Source organism: Streptomyces sp. DSM 41931 (assembly GCF_050271085.1).
GTDB classification, from domain to species: Bacteria; Actinomycetota; Actinomycetes; order Streptomycetales; family Streptomycetaceae; genus Streptomyces; species Streptomyces albogriseolus.
In genome coordinates, this window is sequence record NZ_CP189902.1 from 3,875,837 (window position 1) to 3,893,545 (window position 17,709).

Here is a 17,709-nt window from a genome sequence, read left to right on the forward strand (position 1 = left end):
AGCGCCACGGGCAGGGCCCTTCGTTCGGATCAGACCCACATCCCGGCCGGAAGGTGACACGGGACCTGACGATCGGCAGGGGCGGGGGTCCGGCGGGCGCTTGTAGCGTCGGGCCCATGGACCGTGCCCGTACCGCCGCGCTCGCCGGCCGCTGTCTGCTCTGGGCGGGGCTCGTCCTCCCAGGGGTGTGCGCCGACCGGCTCGGGCTGAACGAGCCGCGCCCCCTGTGGCAGCAGACGGCCGGGGCGGGCGTGCTCGCCGTCGCCACCACCCTCGCCCGTCGGCGTCCCCTCACCGCGTTCGCCCTGACGGCGGCGCTGTGCCTGGCCGACGCGCCCGCGCTGTTCAGCCTCTCCTACGGCCCCGCGCTCGCCGTGTTCGCCGTGCTGCTCGGGCTGCGGGCGGAGCGCACCGGGCCCGCCGCACTGAGCTTCGCCGCCGTGGCCGCCGTCGGCACCGTGCGGATCGCGCTGGGTGGCGGCGATCCGGTCCCGCCGTGGCTGGTGATGACCGGCACCCTCCTCTTCGGGGGTGTCCTGCCCTGGCTGGGCGGGCGCTACTGGCGGCAGAGCCGTGAGCTGACCGCCGCCGGCTGGCTGCGGGCGGCCCGGCTGGAGGAGAAGCAGCGGTTCGCCGAGGAGCGGGCGCGGCTGCGCGAGCGGGCGCGCATCGCGCAGGACATGCACGACTCCCTCGGCCACGAGCTGAGCCTGCTCGCGCTGCGGGCGGGCGTCCTCCAGGTGGCGCCGGACCTGCCCGAACGGCACCGGGCGGCGGCGGCCGACCTGCGCGCGGCGGCCGCGGACGCCACGGACCGGCTGCACCGCATCATCGGCGTGCTGCGCGAGGACGCCGACGAGCCGCTCCCCCTCGCTCCGGCCGGGGAGACCGTCGGACAGCTCGTCGCCCGCGCCGCCGAGTCCGGGCTGCCGGTGCGCTGCGAGACCGGCGGACGGCCGGTGGAGCCGGGCGGGGTCGCCGAGCGGCTGCTGTACCGCGTGGCCCGGGAGGCGCTGACCAACGCGGCCCGGCACGCACCGGGCGCGCCTGTCCTCGTGGAGCTGACCGGCGGCCCCGGAGCGACCGTCACCGTCACCAACGGGACTGCCACACAACCGAGTTCGGCGCCCTCCGGGGGCGGTTCGGGACTGCGCGGGCTGCGCGCGGCCGTCACGGCGGTCGGCGGGACCTTCGAGGCGGGCCCGCGCGGCGGCGGGTACCGGGTGCGGGCCCGTGTCCCGGAGCGGGCGGCCGGACCCCCGGCGCCGTCCCGTGCGCCCTCCGCGCCCTTCACCCGCGCCCGCCGCCGGGTGGCGACTGCCCTGGGGGCCGCCGCGGGCGCGGGCGTCGCCCTGGTCGCGGCGGCGGCCGGCTGGTACGCGTACACCGAGACGCACGCGGTGCTGGAACCCGCCGCCTACGCCGCCCTCCGCCCCGGCATGCCGCTCACCGCCCTGGACCTGCCCGACCGGCAGGTCCAGGACCCGCCGGCCGACCGCGCCCCCGCCCCGCCCGAGGGCGCCGACTGCCGCTACTACCGTGCGAGCGGCGAGCTGTTCGTCTCCGTCGACCACTACCGGCTCTGCTTCGACGACGAGGGCCGCCTGGCCGCCAAGGACGTCGTCCCGCGCGTGGGCGGCCAACAGAGTCCCGTGCACGAGGAGTTCACACGATGATCCGGGTCCTGCTGGCCGACGACGAGGCGATGGTGCGGGCCGGGGTGCGCGCCATCCTGGACAGTGGCGGCGAGGCGGAGGTCGTCGCCGAGGCGGGCGACGGCCGCGAGGCCGTCGAACTGGCCCGCGCGCACCGCCCCGACGTGGCCCTGCTGGACGTCCGCATGCCCCGCCTGGACGGGCTCGCGGCGGCCGAGGAGATCGTCCGCACCGTCCCCGGCACGGCCGTCGCCGTCCTCACCACGTTCTCCGAACGCGCCTACGTGGCACGGGCGCTGGCCGGCGGCGCCACCGGCTTCCTGCTGAAGTCGGGCGACCCGTACGAACTCCTCGCGGGCGTACGGGCGGTGGCGGGCGGCGCGGCCTTCCTGTCGCCCACGGTGGCCCGGTACGTGATCGAAGGGCTCGGCGGGTCCGACGGCGGCGGGCGGCTCGCCCGTGAGGCGGAGGCGCGGGCCCGGGCGGCTGCGCTCAGCCCGCGTGAACGGGAGGTGCTCGGCCTGGTCGGGGCCGGCCTGTCCAACCCGGAGATCGCCGCCCGGCTGCACCTCGTCGAGGGCACGGTGAAGGCGTATGTGAGCGCGGTCCTGGACCGGCTCGGCGTGCGCAATCGCGTACAGGCGGCGATCGTCGCGTACGAGGCGGGGCTGGTGGACAGGTGACGGGCGGTCAGCGTCGCCGGTGCGACGCGTAGGGGAGACCGGCGGACCGCGGGCCCGGGCCGGTGATCCACCGCACGACGGGCGCCGTCGAGCCGCGCACGGCTCCCGCGAGCCGGGTCGCGGGCCGGGTGGCCAGGGCGACGACGGCCGGCGCGACGGCGGCGCCCAGCAGCAGACCCGCGACCACGTCGTGCGGGTAGTGCACGCCCACGAACACCCGTGAGAACGCGGCGAGCAGAGCCAGCGGGGCGGTCAGCAGGATCAGGGTCCGGCGCACCAGGACCAGTGCCGCGGCCGAGGCGCCGGCGATGGTGGCGTGGTTGCTCGGGAACGACCAGTCGCCGTACGGCGGGCACTCCGCCAGCGAGGGGGCGGCTCCGGTCACCGCACGGCACGGACGCTCCTCCGTCACCACGGACTTGAGGACCTCGCTGCAGACGTACGCCACAGCCGTGGCCAGGGGTGCAAGGACCGCGATCGCGAACGCGCGGGTGTCGGAGTGCCGTGCGCGCCACCACCCGAGGGCGAACAGCCCTACGAACACGAGCAGTCCGGCCTCCGTACCGATCTCGGCCGTGTGCCGCAGCCACGCCGGGGCGTCGTGCGCATGGTCGGTGATGTCGCGGTACAGCCCGCTGTCCACAAAGTCCATGGTCACCGACCGTAAGGGAGCGGCCGAAACGGTCACACCCAGCGATCGTCGGGTGGTGTACCTGACGAAAGACAGGGGTGTGCGGCCGGTTACCGGGATGATGATCCGGAAAAGTTGCGCGCTGAGCGGCGGGTGGGACAAGCGAACGCTCGGATCTCTCGTACAGTTTGCGCCGTGGGATCTCTGCGCAATCCGGTCGGGCCGCTTCCCTCCTCCATCTACTGGCGTCGGAGGGCCGTACTGCTGTCCGTGCTCGCCCTGTTGGCGTTGTTGATCACCTGGGTCGTGGTCTCCGCCGGCGGGAACGGCAACCGCTCGGACAACGGCGCCAACGGCAAGAATCCCGCGCCCTCCATCACCCCGGGACCGTCCGGTTCCGGCCCCGCGATCAGTCAGGCGCCGGGCGGACGCGACGAGACGGGCGGCGGTGGGTCGGAGGGGTCGGGCGACGGCTCCGGCGGTTCCTCCGGTTCCGGCTCCGACGACGAGGGCGGTGACGGCGACCCCGCGGACTCCGCGGGCGCCGGAGGCGCGGGCGGTGCGGGCAGCGGCGGCGCGGGCGGCAGCGCCGGCGGCGGCTCCGAGGGCGGTACGTCCGCGGGGGTCGGCGCGGGTGACGCGCTGCCGGCCGGATCCGGGTCAGGACTGCCCAACTGCTCGGCGAGCGCGGTGCGTTTCAGCCTGCGCAGCGAGCGCAACACGTACGGGCCGGCGGACACGCCCACGTTCCTGCTCACCGCGCGGAACACGTCGGGGGCCGACTGCAAGATCGATCTCGGGCCCGAGCGGACGGTTTTGACGGTGTCCCAGGCCACGGACGACGACACGTTCTGGGCGTCGGACGACTGCCCCAAGGGCGCGCGCAGTCTGGCGTTCCGGGTGCCGGCCGGGGAGAGCATCACGTACACCGTGACGTGGGACCGGAAGCCGAGTGCGGCGGAGTGTGCGACGCCCAAGTCGGGGGCGGCCAAGCCGGGGACGTATCTGGTCGAGGCGAAGGCGCCTGGGTTCGAGAAGGTGCGGACGTCGTTCGTGCTGAAGGCCGACTAGGGCCTGCGGACTGCGGTTCGCGTTCGCCTGCGGGCCGGTGGGGGCTGGTCGCGCAGTTCCCCGCGCCCCTTTCGGGGCGCTCTCCTACACGTAGCGTTCGAGGATGCTGCTTTCCGCCAGGCGGGAGAGGCCCTCGCGGACGCTGCGGGCGCGGGCCTCGCCGACGCCGTCCACCGTCTGGAGGTCGTCCACGCTCGCGGCCAGCAGCTTCTGCAGTCCGCCGAAGTGCTCCACCAGGCGGTCGATGATCGCGCCGGGCAGCCGCGGCACCTTCGCCAGCAGGCGGAAGCCGCGCGGCGACACCGCCGAGTCCAGGGTCTCCGGGGAGCCGGTGTACCCGAGCGCCCGCGCGACCGTCGGCAGCTCCAGCAGTTCCGCGTGGGTGAGCGCGTCCAGCTCGTGCAGCGCCTCGTCGACCGTGCGGGAGCGCTTCGCGGTCGGCTCGGGGACGTAGTCCCGCACGACCAGTTCGCGCTCCGGCTCCACGCCCGCGATCAACTCGTCGAGCTGGAGGGCGAGAAGGCGGCCGTCGGTGCCCAGTTCGACCACGTATTCGGCGATTTCGGTGGCGATGCGGCGCACCATCTCCAGTCGCTGGGCGACCGCGGAGACGTCCCGGACCGTCACCAGGTCCTCGATCTCCAGCGCGGACAGCGTGCCCGCGACCTCGTCGAGGCGGAGCTTGTACCGCTCCAGGGTGGCGAGGGCCTGGTTGGCGCGGGACAGGATCGCCGCCGAGTCCTCCAGGACGCGGCGCTGCCCGTCGACGTACAGGGCGATCAGCCGCATCGACTGGGAGACGGAGACCACAGGGAAGCCGACCTGCTTGGAGACGCGGTCGGCGGTGCGGTGCCGGGTGCCGGTCTCCTCGGTGGGGATCGTCGGGTCCGGCACCAGCTGGACGCCGGCGCGCAGGATCTTCGACAGGTCGGAGGACAGCACGATGCCGCCGTCGAGCTTGCACAGCTCGCGCAGCCGGGTCGCGGTGAACTCCACGTCCAGCACGAAGCCGCCGCTGCACAGCGCCTCGACGGTCTTGTCCGAGCCGAGCACGATGAGCCCGCCCGTGTTGCCGCGGAGCACGCGCTCCAAGCCGTCACGCAGGGCGGTACCAGGCGCCACGGCGCTCAGCGAGGCGCGCATCAGGCCATCGGAACCGGCACTCCCACCGGACTTTCCGGGAGCTGCTGCCCGGTCGTTGGCTGCCACTGCACTCCTCCGGTCGCAGGTTCTGGGCGCCCCCGCGCTTCGTACGGACGGGCGAGACCTGGGCAAAGTCTACCGGCGGTCCTCCGGCTCCCGTGGGGCCTCTCGCCGACGGGAGCGGGGAAGGACCCGCAGCGCGTCCCCTATGTCCGCCACTTCCCGTACCTGCATGCCCGCCGGAACCTTGCCCGGGTCGCCCGGCACCAGGGCGTGCGTGAAGCCCAGGCGGTGCGCCTCGGCGAGCCTGCGCTGCACGCCCGTGACGCGTCTCACCTCGCCCGCGAGGCCGACTTCGCCGATCGCGACGAGGTTCTTCGGCAGCGGGGTGTCGCTCGCGGCGGAGGCCAGGGCGAGCGCGACGGCCAGGTCCGCGGCCGGCTCGGAGAGCTTCACGCCGCCGACCGTCGCGGAGTAGATGTCCCTTTTGCCCAAGGCGCTGATCCGGCCGCGCTGTTCCAGCACGGCCAGCATCATCGAGACGCGGGAGGTCTCCAGGCCTGAGGTGGTGCGGCGCGGGGAGGGGATCTGCGAGTCCACGGTGAGCGCCTGCACCTCGGCGACCAGGGGGCGGCGGCCCTCCAGGGTGACGGTCAGACAGGTGCCCGGGACCGGTTCGTCACGACGGGTCAGGAAAAGTCCGCTCGGGTCCGCGAGGCCCGTGATGCCCTCGTCGTGCAGTTCGAAGCAGCCGACCTCGTCGGTCGTGCCGTAGCGGTTCTTGACGCCGCGGACCAGACGCAGACGGGCGTGCCGGTCCCCCTCGAAGTGCAGCACCACGTCCACCAGGTGCTCCAGGAGGCGGGGGCCCGCGATGGCGCCGTCCTTGGTGACGTGTCCCACGAGGAGCGTGGACATCCCGCGCTCCTTGGAGGCGCGGATCAGCGCGCCCGCCACCTCGCGCACCTGGGCCATGCCGCCCGGCGCGCCGTCGATCTCGGGGGACGCGACCGTCTGCACCGAGTCCAGGATCAGCAGCGACGGCTTCACCGCGTCCAAGTGCCCGAGGACGGCGGAGAGATCCGTCTCGGCGGCGAGATAGAGGTGGTCGTCGATGGCGTGGATACGGTCGGCGCGCAGGCGGACCTGACTCGCCGACTCCTCACCCGTGACGTACAGGGTGCGGTGCTCGTCGCTCGCGGACTTGGCGGCGACGTCCAGCAGCAGTGTGGACTTGCCCACACCCGGCTCGCCCGCGACCAGCACCACGGCGCCGGGCACCAGCCCGCCGCCGAGCACCCGGTCCAGCTCGGGCACGCCCGTGGAGCGGGCGGTGGCCTGCCGCCCGTCGACCTGCCCGATGGGCAGCGCGGACGTGGTGACCCGCCCCGGCGCGGTCGTCCGCACGGCGGGCGCCGCACCGTACTCCTCGACCGTCCCCCAGGCCTGGCACTCGGGACACCGCCCGAGCCACTTGGCCGTCTGCCATCCGCACTCGGTGCAGCGGTAGGACGGACGGTCCTTGGAGGTCTTGGTACGGGCAGCCATGCCCAAAAGGTAACGGCCCCCTCTGACATCCCGGGCCTGCCCCCACCCCGGCGGGACGTGCGCCGCCCGCCGACCGGCCACCCGGCGCGCCCGGGCCGTCGGAGGCGCCGCGTCCCCGGGCGCGGAGGGCGTCCGCGTCGTGGCCGCTCACCGGCGGGGAAAGGTTCCTGTCCCCGGATTGAGGGATCGTTTCACCCTTACGGATTAAAAGTGCGCACGGCGCCGGAAGGCGTCGCCCCCCGGCCCCTACGGTCGCCGAATGACGAGCAGCGGCCCGGACACCTCGACCCGTACGTCCACCCGTACGACCGGAACCCACCGGACGCACCGGGAAGCGCGCGACCGAGCGGCCGCGCGCACGCTGGCCCGACGGCCGGCCGCCCGCTACGAGCCGCACCTGGACAGCCTGTTCACCTACTGCCTGTCCGTCCTGTGCGACCACGACGCGGCGACCGCCGCCCTGGCCGACGCGCTCCACCTCGCGGAGCGCCGCGACCGGCACGTCCCGGACGAGCTGGGCAGCCTCCGCGCGTGGCTGTACGCCCTCGCCCGCTGGGCGTGTCTGCGGAAGCTGGCCGAGGCCCGGCAGAAGCGTCAGGCCACGCACGCCGGCGGCCGCTCCGGCAGGCAGCGCGCCTCCGCGGGGAGCGCCCCCGCCGCCCTGCCGCCCGAGGAGCAGGAGCGGCGCCGCAGCGAACTGGCCGCGCTGGCCTGGCCGGAGGCCGCAGGGACCAGCCCGGAGCAGCGCGAGGCGCTCGAGCTCGCCGTGCGGCACCGTCTCGCCGCCCACGAGGTCGCCGCCGTGCTGGGCATGGCGCCGGCCGCGGCGCGCGAGCTGCTCGCCACCGCGGCCTGCGAGGTGGAACGCACCCGCGCGGCCCTCGCCGTCGTGGAGACCGGCGCCTGCCCCGGCGTGGCGCACCTCACCGGCGACCAGGGGATGGTGCTCGGCACGACCCTGCGCCGCGAACTCGTCCGCCACGTCGACGACTGCCCCCGCTGCCGCCGTACCGCCGAGCGGGCCGTCCCGGGCCGGTGGCCCGGCACCAGCGTCACCCCGGACGCCCTGCCGCTCGTGCCCGCGCCCACCGCCGCCCTGCACACCGCCCTCGCGCACCATCCCCGCGTGCGTGGCGGCGCGCCCCGCTTCGACCGGCGCGGCTTCCCCGTGGACCCCAAGGACCGGGTCGCACGCCGGGACCGGCTGCGCTCGCGTGCCGTCACGACGACCGTCGTCGCCACGGTCGTCGCCGCGCCCGTGCTGGCGCTGTGGGCCGCCTACCGGGGCACCCCGGTGGGCGAGGGCGTGGACGGCGGCCCGTCCTCCGCCCGCGAGGACGGCACCGTGGACTTCGACGGCGGCGAGGGCGGCGCGGGCTACGAGAACGCCGGCAACGCCGAGCCCCGCCCCGGCACCCGCTTCGGCGCCGGCGGCGCACCGGACGTCTCCGTGGAGGTCGTCGAGGTCGCCGGCGGCGGGCACACGGGCGCCGCCGTGCTGGGCGTGACGGCCGACCGCAGCGGCGACACCACGCTGATCACCCTGACCGCGCGGGGGGACGCACCGGTCCGCTGGTCCGCGTCCACCGGCGCCTCCTGGCTCTACCTGAACCGCTCCTCGGGCACGCTCGCCCCGGGCGGGTCGGTGACGATCCGGGTCCACGTCGACCAGCTGCGCGAGCCGTCCGGCCACTGGCGGGCCACGGTGGCGATCTCCCCGGCGGGCTCCGTGGTGTCCATCGAGGGGTACGGCCCCGCCCCGTCCGCCCCGGTCCGGGACACCCCCTCGGCCCCGGGCACCCCGAGCGGCCCGCCCCCGTCGCCCTCGCACCCGGACCCCACGCCCACGACGCCGACGCCCTCGGACCCCACGCCGACCGACCCGCCCTCCTCCTCGGAACCGGACCCGGACCCCTCGACGGACGACCCGACGCCCACCGACCCGTCCCCCACAGGGCCGGCGCCCTCGGCCCCCGAGCCTCCGGAGCCCGGCGACTCCACGGCCGCCGACACGGGCACCCCGGACCCGGGCACGCCGTAGACGCGGTGTACGCGGTGGACGCCGTGGACGCGAAACGGCGCCCGCCCCCTCGGGGACGGGCGCCGGGCACGCCGGGAGCGGCTCGTCAGGACGGGTCCGCCGGATGCGGGGCCAGCAGCGGCAGCTGCGACGCCAGCCGCTCCTCGCACAGCTCGGCCAGGCGGTCGTACCCCGCCTTGCCCATCAGCTCGATCAGCTCCGCGCGGTAGGAGACGTACACCGGCTCGCCCGCGCCGTGCGCCGAGGTCGCCGACGTGCACCACCAGTGCAGATCGTGGCCGCCGGGGCCCCAGCCGCGACGGTCGTACTCGCCGATCGACACCTGCAGCACCCGCGTGTCGTCGGGCCGGTCGATCCACTCGTACGTACGCCGGACCGGGAGCTGCCAGCAGACGTCCGGCTTGGTCTCCAGCGGCTCGCGGCCCTCCTTGAGGGCGAGGATGTGCAGCGAGCAGCCCATGCCGCCCTTGAAGCCCGGACGGTTCTGGAAGATGCACGAACCCCGGAACGGGCGCGTCTGCCGCTCGCCGTCCTCGTCCTCGGAGATCCACCCGTTGCGGGTGCCCTCCGCGTGGTGCTGCCAGATGTCCGGTGTGAGCCTCGCCACATGCTCGGCGACGCGCTTCTCGTCGTCCTCGTCGGAGAAGTGGGCGCCCAGGGTGCAGCAGCCGTCGTCCGCGCGGCCCGCCTGGATGCCCTGGCAGCCGCTGCCGAAGATGCAGTTCCACCGAGAGGTGAGCCACGTCAGGTCGCAGCGGAAGACCTGCTCGTCGTCCGCCGGATCAGGAAATTCCACCCAAGCGCGGGCGAAGTCGAGGCCCTGCTCGTCGTCGGCGGGCGCCGGCCGCAGCGCCTGCGGTGTCGGCACCCGCGAAGGATCCCCGGCCAGTCCGGCCCGCTTTTCCTTCCTGGCCTTTTTGTCCGTCTTCTCGTCCTTCGCCTTTTTCGTCTTTGGCACCCGTCCAGGGTAAGTCGCCTCAGGCCCAACCCGGCGACGGTCCGGCCCGTGAGAAGCGGGTAACACGGTGCGCCGCGCGCAGTAGCGTTCCGTACATGAGACTCGGTGTCCTCGACGTTGGTTCGAACACGGTGCATCTGCTGGTGGTCGATGCCCACCCCGGCGCGCGGCCGCTGCCCGCGCACTCGCACAAGACCGAACTGCGCCTCGCCCAGCTCCTCGACGCCGACGGATCGATCGGCCCCGACGGCATCGACCTGCTGGTGTCGGTCCTGCACGAGGCGCTCCAGCACGCCGAGGACAAGGGCGTGGAGGAGCTGCTGCCGTTCGCGACCTCCGCGGTCCGCGACGCGAGCAACGCCGACGACGTCCTCGGCCGTGTCCGCGAGGAGACCGGCGTCGAACTCCAGGTGCTCAGCGGCGAGGAGGAGGCGAAGCTCACCTTCCTCGCCGCCCGCCGCTGGTTCGGCTGGTCCTCCGGGAAGCTGCTCGTCATCGACATCGGCGGCGGCTCCCTGGAGATCGCCTACGGCATGGACGAGGAGCCCGACGCGGCGGTGTCGCTGCCGCTCGGCGCGGGCCGCCTCACCGCCGGGTGGCTGCCCGGCGACCCGCCCGAGGCCGAGGACGTCCGCGCGCTGCGCCGCCACGTCCGCACCGGGATAGCGCGCTCGGTCGGCGACTTCAGCCGGTTCGGCGCGCCGGACCACGTCGTGGCCACCTCCAAGACCTTCAAGCAGCTCGCCCGGCTCGCGGGCGCCCCGGGCTCCGCCGAGGGTCCGTACGTCCAGCGCGAGCTGAAGCGGGAGTCGCTGGAGGCGTGGGTGCCGCGGCTGGCCGGGATGACCGCCGCCGAGCGCGCCGAGCTGCCGGGCGTGTCCGAGGCCCGCGCGGGCCAGCTCCTCGCCGGCGCGATGGTCGCCGAGGGCGCGATGGACCTGTTCGGCGTGGAGCGCCTGGAGATCTGCCCGTGGGCCCTGCGGGAGGGCGTCATACTCCGCCGCCTCGACCACATGGGCCCGGCCTGACCCCCGAGAGGGCCCGGCCCGGACGCACCACCGCCCGCTATGGCAAACACCACAACGGCGAAGCAGCACCCCGCACCGCCCCCGCCCCACCCCGTAACCTGAGGCTCGTGGCAGAAGCAAGGGACGTAGTCCGCATCCCGGATGCGAAGGTCGCCCTGTCGACGGCCTCCGTCTACCCGGAGTCGACGGCGACGGCCTTCGAGATCGCCGCGCGCCTCGGGTACGACGGCGTCGAGGTGATGGTCTGGACGGATCCGGTCAGCCAGGACATCGAGGCTCTCCGCAGGCTCAGCGACTACCACCGCATCCCCGTCCTCGCCGTCCACGCGCCCTGTCTGCTGATCACGCAGCGCGTGTGGTCCACCGACCCCTGGACCAAGCTCCAGCGGGCCCGGGCCGCCGCCGAGAAGCTCGGCGCGTCGACGGTCGTCGTCCACCCGCCGTTCCGCTGGCAGCGGCAGTACGCCCGCGACTTCGTGGACGGCATCTGGCGGATGGCGAACGAGACCGACGTGCGGTTCGCCGTGGAGAACATGTACCCCTGGCGCTACCGCGACCGCGAGATGCTGGCCTACGCCCCAGACTGGGACGTGACCAAGGAGGACTACCGCCACTTCACGATCGACCTGAGCCACGCCTCCACGTCCCGCACGGACACGCTGCGGATGGTCGAGCGCATGGGCGACCGGCTGGGGCACGTGCACCTGGCCGACGGCCGGGGCTCCGCCAAGGACGAGCACCTGGTGCCCGGCCGTGGCGACCAGCCGTGCGCCGAGGTCCTGGAAGGGCTGGCGCGGAGCGGCTTCGACGGTCATGTCGTGATCGAGGTCAACACCCGGCGCGCCATGTCCAGCGCCGAACGTGAGGCCGACCTGGCGGAGGCCCTGGCCTTCACCCGCCTCCACCTCGCCTCGGCGTCCTCCCCTTCCTCCCTGTCCTCCCCCTCCTCCCTCCGGGTGCCACGCCGGTGAACGGCGTCACCGCGAGCGACGGCCCGGCCGCCTCCCCGAACGGGGCCGGCGCCCCCCGGCGCCGCGGACGCCCCCCGGGCACGGAGTCGGCCGGCACCCGCGACCGCATCCTCGACGCGGCCCGCGAGCAGTTCTCCGCGCGGGGCTACGAGAAGACGTCCGTCCGGGGCATCGCCAAGGCCGCCGGGGTGGACTCCGCCCTCGTGCACCACTACTTCGGCACCAAGGAGCGGGTCTTCGAGGCCGCCGTCGAGATCGCCTTCGGACCGGTGCTCGACGACCGGGACACGGTGCTGGAGGGGCCGCTCGACGAGGTGGGCGAGCGGATGACCCGCATGATCATCGGCCTGTGGGAGAACCCGGTCACCCGCGCCCCCTTGCTCGCGATCGTCCGCTCCGCCGTCAACAACGACGCCGCGGCGGCCGTCTTCCGCCGCCTCGTCGCCGGCCAGCTGCTGCGCCGGGTCGCCGGCCGGCTCGACCGGCCGGACGCGGAACTGCGCGTCGAACTGGCCGCCGCCCAGCTCGTCGGCATCGCGATGATCCGGTACGTGATCCGTATGGAGCCGCTCGCCTCGGCCGACCCGGAGGACATCGTCCGGCGGGTCGCCCCCGTCGTGCAGGGGCACCTCACCGGCCCCTGAACGCGGGACGCCTGAGACACGCGTATCGCATTCCGGACACCTCGTCCCGCCCTCTGGATGACCGGCGTACGCTCGATGCAGTCAGAACTCTCTGACGGAGACTCCCCGAAGGTCTGAAGGAGCGAGCGACGATGCCCGAGCTGAGGTCCCGCACAGTCACCCACGGCCGCAACATGGCGGGCGCCCGCGCCCTGATGCGCGCCTCCGGTGTACCCGGTGCGGACATCGGCCGGAAGCCGATCATCGCCGTCGCCAACAGCTTCACCGAGTTCGTCCCCGGTCACACGCACCTGGCGCCGGTCGGCCGGATCGTCAGCGAGGCGGTCGTCGCGGCCGGCGGCATCCCGCGCGAGTTCAACACCATCGCCGTCGACGACGGCATCGCGATGGGCCACGGCGGCATGCTCTACTCGCTGCCCTCCCGCGACCTGATCGCGGACAGCGTGGAGTACATGGTCGAGGCGCACTGCGCGGACGCCCTGATCTGCATCTCCAACTGCGACAAGATCACCCCGGGCATGCTCAACGCCGCGCTGCGGCTGAACATCCCCACGGTGTTCGTCTCCGGCGGCCCGATGGAGGCCGGCCGGGCCACCCTGGTCGACGGCACGGTCCGCACGCTGGACCTGATCGACGCGATGGTCGAGGCGGCCAACGACAAGGTGTCCGACGCGGACGTGCTCCGCATCGAGGAGAACGCCTGCCCGACCTGCGGCTCCTGTTCCGGCATGTTCACCGCCAACTCGATGAACTGCCTCACCGAGGCCATCGGCCTCTCTCTCCCCGGCAACGGCTCGGTCCTCGCCACCCACACCGCCCGCAAGGACCTCTACGTCCGCGCGGCCGAGACGGTCATGGACCTCACCCGCCGCTACTACGAGCAGGACGACGACACGGTCCTGCCCCGCAACATCGCCACCTTCCAGGCGTTCGAGAACGCGATGGCGCTCGACATCGCCATGGGCGGCTCCACCAACACGATCCTGCACCTGCTGGCCGCCGCCCAGGAGGCCGAGGTGCCGTTCGGCCTCACCGAGATCGACGCCCTCTCCCGCCGCGTGCCGTGCCTGGCGAAGGTCGCCCCGAACGTCGCCAAGGACCGCACGTACTACATGGAGGACGTGCACCGCGCGGGCGGCATCCCCGCCCTGCTCGGCGAGCTCCATCGCGCGGGCCTGCTCAACGAGGACGTCCACGCCGTCCACAGCCCGTCCCTCGCGGACTGGCTGAAGACCTGGGACATCCGCGCCGGCTCCCCCTCCCCGGAGGCGGTCGAGCTGTGGCACGCGGCCCCCGGCTGCAAGCGCTCCGCCGAGGCGTTCTCCCAGTCCGAGCGCTGGGACACCCTCGACGAGGACGCCGAGGGCGGCTGCATCCGCTCCGCCGAGCACGCCTACTCCAAGGACGGCGGCCTGGCGGTGCTGCGCGGCAACCTCGCCGTCGACGGCTGCGTGGTCAAGACGGCCGGCGTCGACGAGTCCATCTGGACCTTCGAGGGACCGGCGGTCGTCTGCGAGTCGCAGGAGGAGGCCGTGCAGAAGATCCTCACCCAGCAGGTGAAGGAGGGCGACGTCGTCGTCATCCGCTACGAGGGTCCCAAGGGCGGCCCCGGCATGCAGGAGATGCTCTACCCGACGTCGTACCTGAAGAGCCGCGGCCTCGGCAAGGCCTGCGCCCTGATCACGGACGGCCGCTTCTCCGGCGGCACCTCCGGCCTGTCCATCGGCCACGCCTCCCCGGAGGCGGCCTCGGGCGGCACCATCGCCCTGGTCGAGGACGGCGACCGCATCCGCATCGACATCCCGGGCCGCTCCGTCGAACTCCTCGTCGACGACGCCGAACTGGCCCGCCGCGAGGAGGCCCTCGCCGGCCGCTACGCCCCGAAGAACCGCGACCGCAAGGTCTCCGCGGCCCTGCGGGCCTACGCGGCGATGGCGACGAGCGCGGACAAGGGCGCGGTCCGGGACGTGAGCAAGCTGGGCTGAGGCTCCTGCTTCGCGGTTACGACCCCGTCGCCTGTCACCAGGCGGCGGGGTCGTCCGCGTCCACGGCGAAGACGGTGCCGTCGGGGGCGGAGGCGTAGACGCGGTCGCCGGCGAGGACGGGGGCGGCCAGCGTCGCGGGCACGCGGTCGGACTGCGGGCCGAGCCGCGGCCGGGTCTGCCCGAGGAGCTTGCCCTTGCGGGCGTCCACGCCGAGCAGCCGTCCGTCGGGAGCGGCGACGTACACGTGGCGTCCGTCGGAAACGGGCACCGACCCCCGGCTCACCCCTGTCTCCAGCCGCCACCGCTGCTCGCCGGCGGCCAGGTCGACGGCCGCGAGCGAACCGCCCGCCCCCATCAGGTACACGGTGCCGTCGTGCACCCCGGCCACCGCCTCCGGGACCGGCACGGGCAGCGTCACGCGCCGAGATTCCCCGGTGCCGGGCGTGAACCGGACCACGGCCCCGGCGTCCCCGTGGACGGCTCCGTCGGCGACCAGGTACACGTGCCCGTCCGCCGCTCCCACGGGCGTCAGCGACCCCTCCAGCTCCGCATCCCACCGCACGTCCCCCGTCACCGGGTCGACCGCGGTGACACGGGTCGAGTTCCCGTCCGCGGACGGGCTCGTCGCATAGGCCGAAGGCTCCTCCTCGCCGAACGAGGTGAAGTAGGGCACGGCCTGGCCGGGGATCCGCCTGGACCACCTGGTCTCACCCGAGGCACTGTCCACACCCGTGACCATCCCGTCGGAGCGAGTCAGCAGGAGAGCGTCGCCCACCGCCCGTACTCCGTCGTAGGCGGGCGTGTCCTCCAACTGCCACACCGGCTCGCCCGTGGCCGGGTCCAGCGCCTCCAGGTCACCGATGCGGTCGAGGGACGGGTGGAGCAGGCCGGCGGACAGGACGGGCGGTTCACTTCGCGTCGTTCCCGGGGCGACGTCGTGCCGCCACACGGTGCGGCCGTCGGCCGGATCGAGCGCGAAGACCAGACCGGGCGCCGCACAGAGCAGCTTCCCCACCCCGTAGGTGCACTGGGGCACGCCGCTGTCCCCGGAAACGGGCACCGTCTCCCACGTGGCCGAGCCGGCCGGTGCGCTCTGCGCGGCGGCGGTCCGGCGCGGCGGGGACGTGTCGTCGAACGCGCCGAGCGCGGTGAAGCCACCGAACACGGCGAGGCACAGCACCCCGGCCACCAGGGCCGCCCGCCGGCCCGGACGCAGGCCGGACCGCTTCCCGGACGCGTCCGCCGGGGGTTCGGCAGCGGCTTCCTCCCGCGCGCCGCTCTTCTCCCCGCCATGCGTCTCCCGCGCGTCGGACGCCGGCGCCCTGGACGACTCCTCCGCCCCCGGCGCCCGTTGCGCAGGCACGAACACCTGCGTGTCGTACGCCGCCGACACCGACCGCAACTCCCGCATCAGTTCGTCCGGCGTGGGCCGTTCACCGGGGTCCTTGGCGAGACACCGCCGCACCAGGGGCGCGAGAGACCCCGGCACGCCCGTCAGATCGGGCTCGTCGTGCACGACCTGGTAGGCGACGACGTAAGGGCTGTCGGAGTCGAAGGGACCGCGTCCGGTCGTCGCGTGCACCATGAGCGACCCGAGCGCGAACATGTCGGCGGCGGGGCCCACTTCGCGGGGGCTCCGGAACTGTTCGGGCGCCATGAAGGGCGGAGTACCGATCAACTTCCCGGTCTCGGTGCGCAGTTCGCTGTCCCTGGGCCGGGAGATGCCGAAGTCGATGACCTTGGGCCCGTCGTCCGCGAGCAGCACGTTGCTGGGTTTCAGGTCCCGGTGCACGACGCCGACCCGGTGGATGTCCCGCAGTGCCTCGGCGAGCCCGGCCATCAGCCGACGCGACTGGTCCGCATCCATGGGGCCGTTCCGGTTCACCTGTTCCGAGAGTGTCGGACCAGGGATGTAGAGGGTGGCCATCCAGGGACGTCCGCCGTCGGGGTCGGCGTCGACGACGGGCGCGGTGAAGGCCCCGCTCACCCGTCGGGCGGCCGCCACCTCTTGCCGGAAGCGCCCCCGGAACTCGGGGTCCAAGGCGTACCGGGCGTGCACGACCTTCACCGCGACCCGCATGCCGGAGGTGCTGCGTGCCAGATGCACGACGCCCATGCCCCCGGAACCCAGGCAGGACTCCAGACGGTAGTGACCGGCGTACTCAGGAAGTTCCGCTTCCGCACCCGGTTCGGTGTTCCGCTGCGGCGTCATGGAATCACCCCCCGTGGTGCTCGATCGCGCGCGAGACGCTCGGAGCCTAGTCGATGGTGTGTGCGGGACGAATGCGGCGTGCCCGTCTCCTTGTGCGAGAAGTGCGTTGATGTTTGATGGGTGACAACAGGGGAATCAACGTGGCCCCATGACAGTCGTGGGGCGCAACGGGGGAGGTTTTTTCCATGTCTGTCGAGGACACCAGAGGCATCACGGGCGGGGACGTCGCCGACGTGGAGGGGAGGACGGCCGAGGCAGCCGTCGCCACGGCGGCCGCGCTCGCGACCTCCTACCCGGTGGCGCCGGGCTACCAGCTGAACGTCCGCAGCGGTCCCGGCACCGGCTACTCCATCGTCCGGGTCCTGTCCGAGGGCGCCTGGGTCCGGATCAACTGCCAGACGCCGGGCACCTGGGTGACGGGCCCGTACGGCACCTCGAACATCTGGGACAACATCGGCAGCGGTCAATACGTCTCGGACGCCTACATCCGCACCGGCAGCGACGGATACGTCGCCCCCCGCTGCTAGGCCCGTCTCGCGGTACGCCTCCGGCGCCGGCCGACGGGTCGGCGCGGGGGCCTCCCGCGGTCACGTGGGCGAGGAGTCACAATCGACCCGTGAGCGCAGAAGAGAACCGCACCGACGGAGTCCCGGCCACCCCCGCCGGCCCCCAGCCCGAACCCCTCCGTTTCTTCGGGACGACCTGGGTCGACCACTCCCGTGGGTACGCCGCCCGCCGGCTCGGTGTCGCCGTGGGGTCGCTGGCCGCCGCGGCCGCCGCCTGCTTCGTGCTGCGGTTCGCCTACCAAGGGCTCCAGATCGCCGCTGTCGGCGGCTTCGTCTCGCTGCTCGTCGTCGTGATGTTCGCGGTCTGCAGCGCCCTCGCCTTCGGCCACACCTGGTCCTCCTTCTCCACCCGCCCCGACCCCGACCGCCGGTCGTCCCTGCGCGGGCTGCTGTCCATCGGGTTCATCGGCTCGCTCCTCGCCTACTTCTTCCGCTCCCTCACCGAGGCCCCCGGCGAGAAGCTGCACCGCGCCGAGTACGAGACGGCCCGCGAGGAGTACGCCCGCCGCACCACCCGCCGCTCGGGCAACCCCGCGAGGAAGCGCCGCCGCGGCTGACACGACGGACGGGGCG

Annotated in this window: 15 protein-coding genes; 10 read left to right on the forward strand and 5 right to left on the reverse strand. The window is 73.9% G+C overall.

Annotation, left to right across the window (positions count from 1 at the left end; genetic code table 11):
* Positions 1–116: 116 nt before the first annotated feature.
* Positions 117–1,676 carry a sensor histidine kinase gene (locus tag ACP7TJ_RS18060; RefSeq protein WP_427763867.1) on the forward strand — a complete coding sequence of 520 codons (1,560 nt, stop codon included), beginning with the start codon at positions 117–119 and terminating at the stop codon, positions 1,674–1,676.
* Positions 1,673–2,338, forward strand: a complete 666-nt coding sequence (locus ACP7TJ_RS18065) for a response regulator transcription factor (RefSeq protein WP_093764615.1) — start codon at positions 1,673–1,675, stop codon at positions 2,336–2,338. Before ACP7TJ_RS18060 ends, ACP7TJ_RS18065 begins: the two co-directional genes overlap by 4 nt.
* A gap of 7 nt (positions 2,339–2,345) precedes the next feature.
* Here the strand turns inward: ACP7TJ_RS18065 and ACP7TJ_RS18070 are convergent, their stop codons facing one another.
* Positions 2,346–2,990 (reverse strand): phosphatase PAP2 family protein, encoded by a 645-nt coding sequence (locus ACP7TJ_RS18070; protein ID WP_189912640.1) that lies wholly within the window; start codon positions 2,988–2,990, stop codon positions 2,346–2,348.
* A gap of 174 nt (positions 2,991–3,164) precedes the next feature.
* On the opposite strand from ACP7TJ_RS18070, the gene ACP7TJ_RS18075 reads away from it, so the two are divergent.
* Positions 3,165–4,040: a hypothetical protein gene (locus ACP7TJ_RS18075; RefSeq protein ID WP_390922745.1), complete on the forward strand. Its 876-nt coding sequence runs from the start codon at positions 3,165–3,167 to the stop codon at positions 4,038–4,040.
* An 84-nt stretch (positions 4,041–4,124) separates the two neighbouring features.
* Here ACP7TJ_RS18075 and disA read toward each other — a convergent pair whose 3' ends face one another.
* Positions 4,125–5,249, reverse strand: coding sequence for a DNA integrity scanning diadenylate cyclase DisA (gene disA, locus ACP7TJ_RS18080; RefSeq protein ID WP_031020135.1), 1,125 nt, complete (start codon positions 5,247–5,249; stop codon positions 4,125–4,127).
* A gap of 69 nt (positions 5,250–5,318) precedes the next feature.
* Positions 5,319–6,731 carry a DNA repair protein RadA gene (gene radA, locus ACP7TJ_RS18085; RefSeq protein WP_093764618.1) on the reverse strand — a complete coding sequence of 471 codons (1,413 nt, stop codon included), beginning with the start codon at positions 6,729–6,731 and terminating at the stop codon, positions 5,319–5,321.
* Between the two features lie 259 nt (positions 6,732–6,990).
* Between radA and ACP7TJ_RS18090 the strand changes: the two genes are divergently transcribed.
* On the forward strand, positions 6,991–8,772 hold the full coding sequence (locus ACP7TJ_RS18090) for a BACON domain-containing protein (RefSeq protein WP_427763874.1): 1,782 nt from the start codon (positions 6,991–6,993) through the stop codon (positions 8,770–8,772).
* A gap of 85 nt (positions 8,773–8,857) precedes the next feature.
* Here the strand turns inward: ACP7TJ_RS18090 and ACP7TJ_RS18095 are convergent, their stop codons facing one another.
* Positions 8,858–9,730, reverse strand: coding sequence for a hypothetical protein (locus tag ACP7TJ_RS18095; RefSeq protein WP_367559949.1), 873 nt, complete (start codon positions 9,728–9,730; stop codon positions 8,858–8,860).
* Between the two features lie 95 nt (positions 9,731–9,825).
* Here ACP7TJ_RS18095 and ACP7TJ_RS18100 point away from each other — a divergent pair, with 95 nt between their 5' ends.
* The 4 genes from ACP7TJ_RS18100 to ilvD all read left to right on the forward strand — a co-directional run bounded on the left by ACP7TJ_RS18100 (position 9,826) and on the right by ilvD (position 14,358).
* Positions 9,826–10,758 (forward strand): Ppx/GppA phosphatase family protein, encoded by a 933-nt coding sequence (locus ACP7TJ_RS18100; protein WP_093764621.1) that lies wholly within the window; start codon positions 9,826–9,828, stop codon positions 10,756–10,758.
* 107 nt (positions 10,759–10,865) lie between these two features.
* Complete coding sequence (locus ACP7TJ_RS18105) at positions 10,866–11,729, forward strand: sugar phosphate isomerase/epimerase family protein (protein WP_093764622.1); 864 nt, start codon at positions 10,866–10,868, stop codon at positions 11,727–11,729.
* Positions 11,726–12,373, forward strand: coding sequence for a TetR family transcriptional regulator (locus ACP7TJ_RS18110; protein WP_093764623.1), 648 nt, complete (start codon positions 11,726–11,728; stop codon positions 12,371–12,373). Before ACP7TJ_RS18105 ends, ACP7TJ_RS18110 begins: the two co-directional genes overlap by 4 nt.
* A 131-nt stretch (positions 12,374–12,504) precedes the next feature.
* Positions 12,505–14,358 (forward strand): dihydroxy-acid dehydratase, encoded by a 1,854-nt coding sequence (gene ilvD / locus ACP7TJ_RS18115; protein ID WP_167741110.1) that lies wholly within the window; start codon positions 12,505–12,507, stop codon positions 14,356–14,358.
* A 34-nt stretch (positions 14,359–14,392) separates the two neighbouring features.
* Here ilvD and ACP7TJ_RS18120 read toward each other — a convergent pair whose 3' ends face one another.
* The gene (locus tag ACP7TJ_RS18120; protein WP_427763879.1) at positions 14,393–16,570 is read right to left on the reverse strand and encodes a protein kinase domain-containing protein; all 2,178 of its coding nucleotides are present in this window, start codon (positions 16,568–16,570) and stop codon (positions 14,393–14,395) included.
* Between the two features lie 185 nt (positions 16,571–16,755).
* Between ACP7TJ_RS18120 and ACP7TJ_RS18125 the strand changes: the two genes are divergently transcribed.
* Positions 16,756–17,097, forward strand: a complete 342-nt coding sequence (locus ACP7TJ_RS18125; protein WP_189912645.1) for an SH3 domain-containing protein — start codon at positions 16,756–16,758, stop codon at positions 17,095–17,097.
* An 89-nt stretch (positions 17,098–17,186) separates the two neighbouring features.
* Entirely contained in the window at positions 17,187–17,693 is a 507-nt protein-coding gene (locus ACP7TJ_RS18130; protein ID WP_189912646.1) for an EamA/RhaT family transporter, read from the forward strand.
* Positions 17,694–17,709 lie beyond the last annotated feature (16 nt).

Excerpts from the sequence above, each read along its gene's own strand:
- ACP7TJ_RS18090 (WP_427763874.1), top strand. The coding sequence starts at position 6,991 with ATGACGAGCAGCGGCCCGGACACCTCGACCCGTACGTCCACCCGTACG.
- ACP7TJ_RS18120 (WP_427763879.1), bottom strand. The coding sequence starts at position 16,570 with ATGACGCCGCAGCGGAACACCGAACCGGGTGCGGAAGCGGAACTTCCT.
- ilvD (WP_167741110.1), top strand. The coding sequence starts at position 12,505 with ATGCCCGAGCTGAGGTCCCGCACAGTCACCCACGGCCGCAACATGGCG.
- ACP7TJ_RS18065 (WP_093764615.1), top strand. The coding sequence starts at position 1,673 with ATGATCCGGGTCCTGCTGGCCGACGACGAGGCGATGGTGCGGGCCGGG.
- ACP7TJ_RS18100 (WP_093764621.1), top strand. The coding sequence starts at position 9,826 with ATGAGACTCGGTGTCCTCGACGTTGGTTCGAACACGGTGCATCTGCTG.
- ACP7TJ_RS18125 (WP_189912645.1), top strand. The coding sequence starts at position 16,756 with ATGTCTGTCGAGGACACCAGAGGCATCACGGGCGGGGACGTCGCCGAC.
- radA (WP_093764618.1), bottom strand. The coding sequence starts at position 6,731 with ATGGCTGCCCGTACCAAGACCTCCAAGGACCGTCCGTCCTACCGCTGC.
- ACP7TJ_RS18060 (WP_427763867.1), top strand. The coding sequence starts at position 117 with ATGGACCGTGCCCGTACCGCCGCGCTCGCCGGCCGCTGTCTGCTCTGG.
- ACP7TJ_RS18070 (WP_189912640.1), bottom strand. The coding sequence starts at position 2,990 with ATGGACTTTGTGGACAGCGGGCTGTACCGCGACATCACCGACCATGCG.